Source organism: Paracoccus sp. NSM (genome assembly GCF_052379855.1).
GTDB lineage: Bacteria > Pseudomonadota > Alphaproteobacteria > Rhodobacterales > Rhodobacteraceae > Paracoccus.
Genome location: NZ_JBQTCG010000009.1, coordinates 106619 through 118687, shown reverse-complemented (window position 1 = coordinate 118687; position 12069 = coordinate 106619). Strand labels below are relative to the sequence as shown.

Genomic DNA, 12069 nt, shown 5'->3' with positions numbered 1-12069 from the left:
TGCCGACATCTCGGTCCGGTGAAACGTCCCGCACGGGGGGCCGCGTCTTCACGACGGCGCGCGACCCGACTATGACAGAGGCACGGGCGAACGGGACAGGGGACATCCGTTGACCACCATTCCCGATCACGGGACAGGGGCCGCGCAGGGGCCTGCAAAGGGGCCGCGCCGATGCCGATGAACGTCGCAGGGCTGCGCCTGCTGGTGCCGGGCGTCACGCTGGCGGTCGTTGTCGCGATGGCCGCGCAGTTCCTGTCGGCGCATTACGGCGCGCCGGTCATGCTGATGGCGATTCTGCTGGGCATGCCGCTGCATTTCATGGCCGAGGATGCCCGCGCCGCGCCCGGCATCGACTTTGCCGCGCGGGGCCTGTTGCGGCTGGGGGTGGCGCTGCTGGGGCTGCGCGTCTCGGTCGAGATGGTCGCGCTGATCGGCTGGCCCTTCGTCGCGCTGATCGCGGCCTCGATCGCGGCGCTGATCCTGGGGTCGGTGCCGCTGATGCGGCGGCTGGGGCAGGACCGAGCCTTCGGCCTGCTGACGGGGGGATCGGTCGCGATCTGCGGCGCCTCGGCGGCAATGGCCATCGCCTCGGTCCTGCCGCCGCGCCCGACGACGGAACGCGACCTGTCATTTGTCGTCATCACCGTCACGGCGCTATCGACGCTGGCGATGATCCTCTATCCGGCTCTGGCCACGCTGCTGGGGCTGGACATGCACCAGGCGGGGCTGTTCCTCGGCGGCACGATCCACGACGTGGCCCAGGTGGTGGGCGCGGGCTATTCGCTGTCGGACGAGGCGGGCGACACGGCGACGGTCGTCAAGCTGATCCGCGTGACCCTGCTTGCGCCGGTGGTGCTGATCGCGGCGCTGATCCTGCGGCAGACGGGGCAGGGCCGGGCCGGAACGCCGATCCTGCCGGGCTTCGTACTGGCCTTCCTGGTTCTGGCGGGGCTGAACTCGGCGCATCTGGTGCCCGAGCTGGTGGCCGACGCGGCCTCGGTCGCGTCGCGCGCGATCCTCGTCGCGGCGGTGGCGGCGGTGGGGATGAAGACGTCGCTGGCGCGGCTGGCCGAGGTGGGGCCGGGCGCCATCGCCCTGCTGATCGGGCAGAGCGTCGTTCTGGCGGGGCTGATTTTGGTCCCGGTCCTGCTGGGCTGGGTCTGAGCGCCGCGTCGGGGCTGTTGCGCCCCTCGGGGACGGGGCGACACCCTGCGGTGCCGCCCCGTCCGGGTCAGGCGATGGGGAAGGCGCGCGCCATGATCGGCGCATAGATGCGCGCCAGCCGGGCGACGGCCTCTTCGGGGGTCATCTCGGTGCTTTCGCCGCTGCGACGGTCGGTCAGTTCGACCTTGTTCGCGGCCAGCCCGCGCGGGCCGACCGTGATCCGCCAAGGCAGGCCGATCAGGTCCATCGTGGCGAATTTCGCCCCCGCCCGTTCGTCACGATCGTCGTAAAGCGGGTCCAGACCCTCGGCGCGCAGCGCCGCATAGAGCGCCTCGCAGGCGCTGTCGGTCGAGGCGTCGCCCTGTTTCAGGTTGACGATCCCGGCATGGAAGGGTGTCACGCCCTCGGGCCAGATGATGCCCTTGTCGTCGTGATTGGCCTCGATGATGGCGCCCAGCAGGCGCGAGACGCCGATGCCGTGGCTGCCCATGTGGACCGGCACGCGCGCGCCGTCGGGGCCCACGACCGTGGCGCCCATCGGCTCGGAATACTTGGTGCCGAAATAGAAGATCTGGCCGACCTCGATCCCGCGGGCCTTGCGGCGGCGTTCCTCGGGGACCTGGGCATAGACCGCCTCGTCATGGGTCTCGTCGGTGCGGGCATAGCGGCTGGTGAATTCCTCCAGCACGGATTGGCATTCCTCGACGCTGTCATAGTCGATCTGGCGGTCGCCAAAGGTCAGGTCGGTGATCTGGCTGTCATAGAAGACCTCGGATTCACCCGTCTCGGCCAGGACCAGGAATTCATGCGTGTAGTCGCCCCCGATCGGGCCGCCATCGGCGCGCATCGGGATCGCCTGCAGGCCCATGCGTTCGTAGGTGCGCAGATAGCTGACCAGATGGCGGTTATAGGCGTGCAGCGCGTCTTCCTTGGTCAGGTCGAAATTGTAGCCGTCCTTCATCAGGAATTCGCGGCCCCGCATCACGCCGAAACGGGGGCGGATCTCGTCGCGGAACTTCCACTGGATGTGATACAGCGTCAGCGGCAGGTCCTTGTAGCTGTTCACATGGCTGCGGAAGATGTCGGTGATCATCTCCTCGTTCGTGGGACCGTAGAGCAGGTCGCGCTTGTGGCGGTCCTTGAGGCGCAGCATCTCTTCGCCGTAATCGTCGTAACGCCCGCTTTCGCGCCACAGATCGGCCGGCTGCAGCGTCGGCATCAGCATCGGGATATGGCCCGCGCGGGCCTGTTCCTCATGCACGATGGTCTCGATCCGGCGCAGGATCTTGTGGCCAAGCGGCAGCCAGGAATAGATCCCCGCTGTCTGCTGCTTGATCATCCCCGCGCGCAGCATCAGGCGGTGGCTGACGATCTGCGCCTCCTTGGGGTCTTCCTTCAGGACGGGCAGGAAATAACGCGACAGACGCATGGGCGATCTCGTATCTGGCAGGGTTTGCAGGGCTGTCTTGAGGCAAAGGCGGCGCTGATGCAAGGCCCGGCCTTGCCTTGGCGTCGGGGCAAGGGCAGATAGATCGCGTAGGGTACAGGAGTTTGTGGGATGCGCATTCCGGTTCGATTCCAACTGATCTGGTGGGGGCTGGCGGCGCTGGTCTTGCTGGTTTCGCTGTGGTTGCTGGGGCAGGCGGTGCTGCCCTTCATCCTGGGCGCGGGCATCGCCTATCTTCTGGATCCGCTGGCCGACAGGCTGGAGCGGGCGGGCCTGTCGCGCACCATGGCCGTGGTCGTGATCACGCTGGCGGCGGTGCTGGCCTTCGTCACCGTCGTCCTGCTGATCGTGCCGCTGGCGCTGCGTCAGGCGGGCGCGCTGATCGAGACCGCCCCCCAGATGTTCGAGCAGGCGCGCCTGTTCGTCGAGACACGCTTTCCCGCGCTGATCCCCGATGCGGGGCAATTGGGCCAGACGCTGAACGATGTCACGACGGCCCTGCGCGAGCAGGCGGGCGCGCTGGCGGGGCGGGTGCTGGGCTCGGTCCGGGGCTTCGTCGGCACGGTCGCGCTGCTGGTCATCGTGCCGGTCGTGGCCTTCTACCTGCTGCTCGACTGGGATCACCTGGTCGCCCGCGTCGATGCGCTGCTGCCGCGCGAACACGCCCCCGTCATCCGCCAGCTGGCGACCGAGATCGACGCCGCCCTTGCCGGGTTCCTGCGCGGGCAGGCGCTGGTCATCCTGATCCTGGGGACGTGGTATTCGATCATGCTGATGCTGGTCGGGCTGCCCTTTGGCTTCTTCATCGGGATCATGGCGGCGGTTCTGTCCTTCATCCCCTATGTCGGCGTGCTGATCGGCGGGGCCACCGCGATCGGGGTGGCGCTGTTCAGCTTCTGGGGCGATCCGGTCTGGATCGGCGCCGTCATCGCCATCTTCGCCATCGGCCAGATCGTCGAGGGCAATTACCTGCAACCCAAGATCGTCGGCCACCATGTCGGCCTGCACCCGGTCTGGCTGCTGCTGGCGCTGTCGGTCTTTGGATCGCTGTTCGGATTTGTGGGGCTGGTTCTGGCCGTGCCGATGGCGGCGGCGCTTGGTGTTCTGGCGCGTTTCCTGATCGGGCGCTATCTGGCCAGCGGCCTCTATACCGGCGAAAGCGCGGTGCCCGAACCCGCCGCCCCACTGCGGGTCGAGCTGGTCCCCCTGACCCCCGAGACGCCCCCGGGCGGGCAGGGCCCGGCGGCATGACGCTTTTCTCGACCTCGCGCCAACTGACGCTGGACCTGACCACGCCCCCCGCCCATGCGCGCGCCGATTTCCTGGCCGCGCCCGCGAACGAGGCTGCGCTTCGCGTGCTGGACCAGCCCCTGTCATGGCCTCAGGGGCGGATGCTGCTGATCGGTCCCGAAGGCGCGGGCAAGACCCATATGGCGGCCTTCTGGGCGGCCGAGAACGGCGCGCGCCGCATCAGCGCCGCCGCCCTGCGTCCCGATGCGGCCGACCTTCTGGCGGCCGAGGGCGGGGCGGTCGTGGTCGAGGATGCCGATCATGCCGGTTTCGCGGCGGGGGCAGAACAGGCGCTGTTCCATTTGTGGAACCTCTGCGGGCCGCGCGATTGCCTGCTGCTGCTGACGGCGCGCCGGGCGCCGCGTGACTGGGGGCTGGTCCTGCCCGACCTGCGGTCGCGCATGGATGCGATGCCGCAGGTCCATCTGGGCCCGCCGGACGAGACGCTTCTGGCCGCCGTGCTGGTCAAGCTGTTCGCGGACCGGCAGCTTTCGGTCTCGGCCGGGCTGATCGACTGGCTGGTCCTGCACATGGACCGCGACCTCGGTCTGGCGCGGCGGCTGGTCGCCGCGATGGACCGCGCCGCGATGGCCGAAAAAGGCCCCGTCACCCGTCGGATCGCCGCCGACCTGCTGGACAATCTCTCGAACGAGCGGGCATGATCGCGCCATTCTGGCAATGTGATGACCATGACGCTCGCCGATTTCCTCAGAACGCCCTTTCCCGAAGCCCAGCCCCTTGAGGGCGGCCCCCCTGATGGTCCGTCGCGGTTCTTCAACCGCGAACTCAGCTGGCTGTCCTTCAACTGGCGCGTGCTGGACGAGGCCCGCAACCCCCGCGTGCCGCTGCTGGAGCGGTTGCGCTTTGTCTCGATCAGCGCGACGAACCTGGACGAATTCTACACCGTCCGCGTGGCGGGCCTGCGCGAATTGATGCGCGAGGGCAATTCCAGCCTGTCCGATGACGGGCTGACCCCGGCTGAACAGCTTTCGCTGATCAACGCCGATGCAAGGCGCCTGATGGGCGCGCAGCAAAGCGTCTGGAACCGCCTGCGCCATGATCTGGAACGCGAGGGGATCGTGATCCTGTCGCGCCAGCGCCTGACGCGGGCCGAGGAGACCTGGCTGCGCGACTACTTCGAGACCCGCGTCTTTCCGGTCCTGTCGCCTCTGGCGATCGACCCCGCCCATCCTTTCCCCTTCATCCCGAATACCGGCTTTTCGCTGGCCCTCGAACTCGCGCGCGAGACGGATGGCCGCCAGATGCAGGCGCTGCTGCCGATCCCCGCGCAATTGCCGCGCTTTGTCGCCCTGCCGGGGGGCGAGCGGTTCCTGAAGCTGGAAGACCTGCTGCTGATGCACCTGTCCAGCCTGTTTCCGGGCTACCGCGATGCGGGCCATTGCAGCTTCCGCGTCCTGCGCGACAGCGATCTGGAAGTCGAGGACGAGGCCGAGGATCTGGTCCGCGAATTCGAGACCGCGCTGAAGCGCCGCCGCCGGGGCAGCGTCATCCGGCTGAAGATCACCACCGGCGCCCCCGACCGCCTGCGCCGCCTGATCATGGACGAGCTTGAGGTCGGCCCCGACGAGGTGGTCGAGGTCGAGGGCCTGCTGGGCGTGGCCGATCTGCGCGAACTGGTGTTGGACAACCGCCGCGAATTGATGTGGCCGTCCTTCACGCCGCGCGTGCCGGAACGGGTGCAGGACCATGACGGCGACATGTTCGCCGCGATCCGCCACAAGGACATGCTGCTGCACCACCCCTATGAGACCTTCGACATGGTGGTCCGTTTCCTTGCGCAGGCGGCGCGCGATCCGGATGTGCTGGCGATCAAGCAGACGCTCTACCGCACCAGCCGCGACAGCCCCATCGTGGACGCGCTCTGCGAGGCGGCCGAGGCCGGCAAGTCCGTCACCGCGCTGGTCGAGCTGAAGGCCCGCTTTGACGAGGCCGCCAACATCCGCCAGTCGCGCCGACTGGAACGGGCGGGCGCGCATGTCGTCTATGGGTTCGTGAACTACAAGACCCATGCCAAGATCAGCACCGTCGTGCGGCGCGAGGGCGACGCGCTGGTCACATACACCCATTACGGCACGGGCAATTACCACCCGATCACCGCGCGGATCTATACCGACCTGTCGCTGTTCACCTGCGATCCCGCGCTTGGCCGCGACGCGACCAAGGTCTTCAACTACCTGTCGGGCTATGTGCAGCCCGCCGGGCTGGAAAACCTCGCCATCGCGCCCATCGACCTGAAATCGCGCCTGCTGGACCTGATCGCGCGCGAGGCCGAATATGCAAGGCAGGGCCGCCCCGCCGAGATCTGGGCCAAGATGAACGCGCTGATCGAAAAGGACGTGATCGACGCGCTTTACGCGGCCAGTCAGGCAGGCGTACGGATCAGCCTGATCGTGCGCGGCATCTGTGGCTTGCGCCCCGGCATCAAGGGCCTGTCGGACAATATCCGCGTCAAATCCATCGTCGGGCGCTATCTGGAACATTCGCGCATCGTCTGCTTCGGCTCGGGGCATGGCTTGCCCTCGGCCAAGGCGCGGGTCTTCTTCAGTTCGGCCGACTGGATGGACCGCAACCTCAATCGCCGGGTCGAGACGCTGCTGGAATGCCACAATGAGACCGTGAAGGCCCAGATCGTCAGTCAGGTCATGGCCGCCAACATGGCGGACGAGGCGCAGAGCTGGCTTTTGCAACCCGATGGGCGGTATGTGCGATATCTTCCTGAAGGGCGTGACGACCTGTTCAACTGTCACCGCTTCTTCATGGAAAACCCGTCTCTTTCCGGGCGGGGAACGGCAGGCGCGCGGGATGTCCCGGCGCTGACCCATTCGGCGGAATAAGGCGCTGCGGCGCAAGGACGGACAGGCATGAACGGCGTCAGAACCACATCGGGCCGCAAGGTCGATCCTTTCGGACCCAAGTTCCGCAAGCTGCCCAAGCGCGCGCTGCGCCGGGTGGGCGTGGTCGATGTGGGCTCGAACTCGATCCGGCTGGTGGTGTTCGACGGGGCCGCGCGCTCGCCCGCCTATTTCTACAACGAAAAGATCATGGCGGGGCTGGGTCAGGACATGGCCCGGACCGGCCGCCTGAACCCCGAGGGGATCAAGCGCGGCCTGTCGGCGCTGCGCCGTTTCGCCGCCCTCGCGCGCAGCATGGATATCGAACCGCTCACCTGCGTGGCCACCGCCGCTGTCCGCGAGGCCGAGGACGGCCCGGCCTTTCAGGCGCAGGTCGAACGCGAGACGGGGCTGAAGCTGCATGTGATCGACGGCGCCGAAGAGGCGCGGCTGTCGGCGCAGGGCGTGCTGCTGGGCTGGCCCGAGGCGCATGGACTGGTCTGCGACATCGGCGGCAACTCGATGGAGCTTGCGGAACTGGGCGGAGGCAAGGTGGGGCTGCGCGCGACCTCGCCACTGGGGCCGTTCCGGCTGCAGCAGGTGTCCGAGGACGCGCTGAAGGGCCATATCGACGCGATCCTGTCGGACCTGCTGGCCGAGATGGGCGGCGACCACAAACGGCTCTATCTGGTCGGCGGCTCCTGGCGCGCCATCGCGCGTCTGGACATGGAGCGGCGCAATTACCCGATGACGGTCCTGCACGAATACCGCATGACCCCCGACGACGTGGCCGAGACCGTGCGCTGGATCGCGCGGCACGACCTGTCGGCGCTGCGTGCGCGGACGGGCATCTCGTCCTCGCGGATGGAGCTGGTGCCTTTGGCTTCGCAGGTCCTGTCGCGGCTGGTGCAGGTCTTCGCCCCTGAAGAGCTGAACGTCTCGAGCTACGGCATCCGCGAGGGGCTGCTTTACGAACACATGTCGCGCGACCTGCGCCGCCGCGATCCGCTGCTGGAGGCCGCGCGCTTCACCGAAAAGCAGATGGCGCGGCTGCCGGGCTTCGGCAAGAAGCTCTATCACTTCCTGCTGCCGCTGTTTCCGGACATGCCGCCCGAACGCGACCGGCTGATGCGCGCGGCCTGCCTGCTGCACGACACCGCATGGCGCGCCCATCCCGATTACCGCGCCGAAGCCTGTTTCGACAATGTCACCCGCGCCAACATGGCCGCCCTCAGCCACCCCGAGCGGGTCTTTCTGGGCGTCGCGCTGCTGCACCGCTACAAGAACAGCCGCGCGAAATCGCCCATGGCGCCGCTGTTCGATCTGCTGGACAAGAACCACCTGCGCGAGGCCGAAATCCTGGGCAAGGCCATGCGCTTTGGCGCGATGTTCGCCATCGACGACCCCTCGGATGCGGGCAAGCTGGTCCATGTGCCGGGCAAGCGGATCGAACTGAAGCTGACCGCGACGGGCCGCGACCTGATGGGCGAGGTCGCGCGCAGCCGCTTCCGGTCGCTTGGCGAAGCGATGGGCGCCGAGGCGGTGATCTCGTGACGCGCGCGCCCGCGCAAAACACATTCAGTTCTTGATATAGATCAAGGAGGCACGCGCCGTTCGGCTGGTATACATTCCGATCAAGGAATGTCTGACGCGCGAAATTCGGACCCCGAGCAGGGTCCGCAAGCTGGTCCTGATCGGTCCGATCCCTGTGATCGGGCGTGAAGGGGCAGGCATTTCCCTGAAAAATCAATCCTGCCCGCCATGCGGGCGCGGTCCTTGGGGGGAATCCTGACGTGAAGAAAACCAATCCATTCTTGTCAAGCCGTCGCGGCTTTTTCGGGCTTGCCGCTGCGGGGCTTGCTGCTGCCGCGACTGCGCAGGCCGCGCGACCGGCGCGCGCGTCGGTGGCGACCAATGCACGGATCGTGATCATCGGGGCGGGCGCGGCGGGGACGGCGCTGGCCAACCGGCTGGTGCAGCGCCTTGACGGTGCGCAGATCACCATCATCGACGGGCGTGCGGAACATCATTACCAGCCCGGCCTGTCGCTGGTCGCGGCGGGGCTGAAGCCCGCCTCATATACCGTCTCGCGCACGACCGACTGGCTGCCGCGCGGCGTGACGCTGCTGGCGGAACGTGCCGCCCTGATCGACCCCGAGGCGCGCCGCGTCGAGACCGAGGGCGGCACGCGGCTGGATTACGATTTCTTGATCGTGGCTCCGGGACTGGTGCTGGATCATGACGCGATCCCCGGCTTCTCGCTGGACATGGTGGGTCAGAACGGCATCGGCGCGCTTTATGCCGGGCCGGAATACGCCGCCCGCACCTGGCAGGCCGCCAGCCATTTCATCGACAATGGCGGCGTCGGCGTCTTCACCCGCCCCGCGACCGAGATGAAATGCGCGGGGGCGCCCCTGAAGCATACCTTCCTGCTTGAGGACATCGCCAGCCGCGGCCCCGCCGCCGGGCGCCATTCGTTCCAGTATACCGCCCCGCAGGCCGCGCTGTTCTCGGTGCCGATCGTGGCGGAAAAGGTGCGGATGCTTTACGGCGAGCGCGGCATCGACACGCATCTGCGCCACAAGCTGATCTCGATCGAGCCGGGGCAAAAGCGCGCCCGATTCGAGGCGACCAGCATCGACCCCGTGACCCGCGCCGAAAGCGTGTCGCAGGTGGATATGGATTACGATTACCTGCATGTCATCCCGCCGATGCGGGCGCCGCAGGTGATCCGGGACTCGGGCCTGTCCTGGGCCGATAAATGGACCGATCAGGGTTGGGTCGAATGCGACCAGCAGACGCTGCGTCATCTGCGCTATCCCGAGGTCTTTGCCCTTGGCGATGTCGCCGGCGTGCCAAAGGGCAAGACCGCCGCATCGGTCAAGTGGCAGGTCCCCGTGGTCGAGGATCACCTTGTCGCCGCCATCGAGGGCCATGAGGGAACCGAGACTTTCAACGGCTACACCTCTTGCCCGCTGATCACGCGGGTCGGTCGCGCGATGCTGGTCGAGTTCGACTACAAGGACAATCTGGTCCCGTCCTTCCCCGGCCTCATCGCGCCCCTGGAAGAATTGTGGATCAGCTGGCTGATGAAGGAGGTGGCGCTGAAGGCCACCTATAACGCGATGCTGCGCGGCAAGGCCTGAGGAGGGCGCCATGAAGGAACTGACATTCGAAACCCTGCTGGCCGTCTTTCAGGAGATGTTCGGCGCAACCCTGTTCTGGGTGATGCTGGCCGCCGCCGTGGTGGTCACGCTGGCTTATCTTTTCGTGCTGGTCCGCGACCGTTCGCTGTCGGTGCGCAAGTTTCTCTGGGCGCAGCTTTCCATGCCCCTTGGTGCTGTGGCGGCAGTCCTGTTTACGCAGGGCGTCACCAATTCCCATTTCCGCGACATTGGCGGGCCGGTCGATGTGATCGTTCTGCTAGGCGTGGCGGCGGTGGGCGCTGTGGGCATGGCGATCCTGGTCTACACGGTCCAGTCGCTGCTGCGCCGCCCCGGTGGGGCGCAGTCGAGATAAGCGCAGGACGACACCACTAGTGGCGGGGCCACGCGGCCCGGCCTCTTGGCTGTCGGGTCTGATCCCGGATGCAAAAAGGGCGCCCGAGGGGGCGCCCTTTCCGTCTGCCAAAGGGGCAGGGGGGTATGATTACATCATGCCGCCCATGCCGCCCATGTCGGGCATCCCGCCGCCAGCCGCGGCCTTGGGCTCGGGCTTTTCGGCGATCATGGCTTCGGTCGTGATCAGCAGACCGGCCACCGAAGCGGCGTCTTCCAGCGCGGTGCGGACGACCTTTGCCGGGTCGATGACGCCGAACTTGAACATGTCGCCATATTCTTCGGTCTGGGCGTTGAAGCCAAAGGCCTTGTCGGTCGATTCACGGACCTTGCCGGCCACGACGGCGCCATCGACGCCAGCGTTTTCAGCGATCTGGCGCATCGGAGCTTCCAGCGCGCGGCGGATGATGGCGATGCCCGCATCCTGATCGCTGTTCGCGCCGGTGACGCCGTCCAGAGCCTTGCCGCCCTGAACCAGAGCCACGCCGCCGCCGACGACCACACCCTCTTGCACGGCCGCGCGGGTCGCGTTCAGGGCATCGTCAACGCGGTCCTTGCGCTCTTTCACTTCGATTTCCGACATGCCGCCGACGCGGATCACGGCAACACCGCCAGCCAGCTTGGCCACGCGCTCTTGCAGTTTTTCCTTGTCGTAGTCCGAGGTGGTTTCCTCGATCTGCTGACGGATCTGCGACACGCGGGCTTCGATCTCGGCCTTCTCACCGGCGCCATCGACGATGGTGGTGTTGTCCTTGTTGATCGAAACCTTCTTGGCGCGGCCCAGCATGTCGATGCCGACATTTTCCAGCTTCATGCCCAGGTCTTCGCTGATGACCTGACCGCCGGTCAGGATGGCGATGTCCTGCAGCATGGCCTTGCGGCGATCGCCGAAGCCCGGAGCCTTGACGGCAGCAATCTTCAGACCGCCGCGCAGCTTGTTGACGACCAGCGTGGCCAGAGCCTCGCCTTCGACGTCCTCGGCCACGATGACCAGCGGCTTGCCCGACTGGATGACGGCTTCCAGCAGCGGAACCATCGGCTGCAGCGACGACAGTTTCTTCTCGTGCAGCAGGATGTAGGCGTCTTCCAGATCCGCGACCATCTTGTCGGGGTTGGTGACGAAGTAGGGCGACAGGTAGCCGCGGTCGAACTGCATGCCTTCGACGACTTCGACCTCGGTCTCCATCCCCTTGTTCTCTTCGACGGTGATGACACCCTCGTTGCCGACCTTCTGCATCGCGTCAGCGATGAAGCGGCCGATCTGGGCTTCGCCATTGGCCGAGATGGTGCCGACCTGGGCGACTTCGTCGCTGTCGTTCACCGGGCGGGCGGCGGCCTTGATGGCCTCGACGACCTTCGAGGTGGCCAGGTCGATGCCGCGCTTCAGATCCATCGGGTTCATGCCGGCGGCGACCGCCTTCATGCCCTCTTTCACGATGGCCTGGGCCAGAACGGTGGCGGTGGTGGTGCCGTCGCCGGCCTCATCGTTGGTGCGCGAAGCGACTTCGCGGACCATCTGGGCGCCCATGTTCTCGAACTTGTCGGACAGTTCGATTTCCTTGGCGACCGAGACGCCGTCCTTGGTGATGCGCGGGGCGCCGAAGGACTTGTCGATCACGACGTTGCGGCCTTTCGGGCCAAGCGTCACCTTCACGGCGTCGGCAAGGATGTTCACGCCTTTCAGCATCCGGTCGCGGGCGTCGGTGCTGAACTTGACTTCTTTCGCAGCCATTTGAATCTCCTGAATTTATCGTTGAAG

At 66.8% G+C, this 12069-nt stretch carries 9 protein-coding genes; 7 read left to right on the top strand and 2 right to left on the bottom strand.

Annotated features, from left to right (window positions below; translation table 11 throughout):
* Positions 1–171: 171 nt before the first annotated feature.
* Positions 172–1164 carry a YeiH family protein gene (locus ACTZWU_RS13230; RefSeq protein ID WP_444737828.1) on the top strand — a complete coding sequence of 331 codons (993 nt, stop codon included), beginning with the start codon at positions 172–174 and terminating at the stop codon, positions 1162–1164.
* Positions 1165–1231: 67 nt separating this feature from the next.
* Here ACTZWU_RS13230 and proS read toward each other — a convergent pair whose 3' ends face one another.
* Complete coding sequence (proS, locus tag ACTZWU_RS13225; protein WP_444737827.1) at positions 1232–2593, bottom strand: proline--tRNA ligase; 1362 nt, start codon at positions 2591–2593, stop codon at positions 1232–1234.
* A gap of 129 nt (positions 2594–2722) precedes the next feature.
* Between proS and ACTZWU_RS13220 the strand changes: the two genes are divergently transcribed.
* The 6 genes from ACTZWU_RS13220 to ACTZWU_RS13195 all read left to right on the top strand — a co-directional run bounded on the left by ACTZWU_RS13220 (position 2723) and on the right by ACTZWU_RS13195 (position 10272).
* A complete protein-coding gene (locus ACTZWU_RS13220; protein WP_444737826.1) occupies positions 2723–3862 on the top strand; it encodes an AI-2E family transporter in 1140 nt (379 codons plus the stop codon).
* Entirely contained in the window at positions 3859–4563 is a 705-nt protein-coding gene (locus ACTZWU_RS13215; RefSeq protein ID WP_444737825.1) for a chromosomal replication initiator DnaA, read from the top strand. Before ACTZWU_RS13220 ends, ACTZWU_RS13215 begins: the two co-directional genes overlap by 4 nt.
* A gap of 27 nt (positions 4564–4590) precedes the next feature.
* Positions 4591–6756 (top strand): RNA degradosome polyphosphate kinase, encoded by a 2166-nt coding sequence (locus ACTZWU_RS13210; RefSeq protein WP_444737834.1) that lies wholly within the window; start codon positions 4591–4593, stop codon positions 6754–6756.
* Positions 6757–6783: 27 nt separating this feature from the next.
* Positions 6784–8307: a Ppx/GppA family phosphatase gene (locus ACTZWU_RS13205; RefSeq protein ID WP_444737824.1), complete on the top strand. Its 1524-nt coding sequence runs from the start codon at positions 6784–6786 to the stop codon at positions 8305–8307.
* 350 nt (positions 8308–8657) lie between these two features.
* On the top strand, positions 8658–9899 hold the full coding sequence (locus ACTZWU_RS13200) for an NAD(P)/FAD-dependent oxidoreductase (RefSeq protein WP_444737823.1): 1242 nt from the start codon (positions 8658–8660) through the stop codon (positions 9897–9899).
* Between the two features lie 10 nt (positions 9900–9909).
* The gene (locus tag ACTZWU_RS13195) at positions 9910–10272 is read left to right on the top strand and encodes a DUF5368 domain-containing protein (RefSeq protein WP_444737822.1); all 363 of its coding nucleotides are present in this window, start codon (positions 9910–9912) and stop codon (positions 10270–10272) included.
* Positions 10273–10401: 129 nt separating this feature from the next.
* Here the strand turns inward: ACTZWU_RS13195 and groL are convergent, their stop codons facing one another.
* Positions 10402–12042 (bottom strand): chaperonin GroEL, encoded by a 1641-nt coding sequence (gene groL, locus ACTZWU_RS13190; RefSeq protein WP_444737821.1) that lies wholly within the window; start codon positions 12040–12042, stop codon positions 10402–10404.
* Positions 12043–12069: the final 27 nt, after the last annotated feature.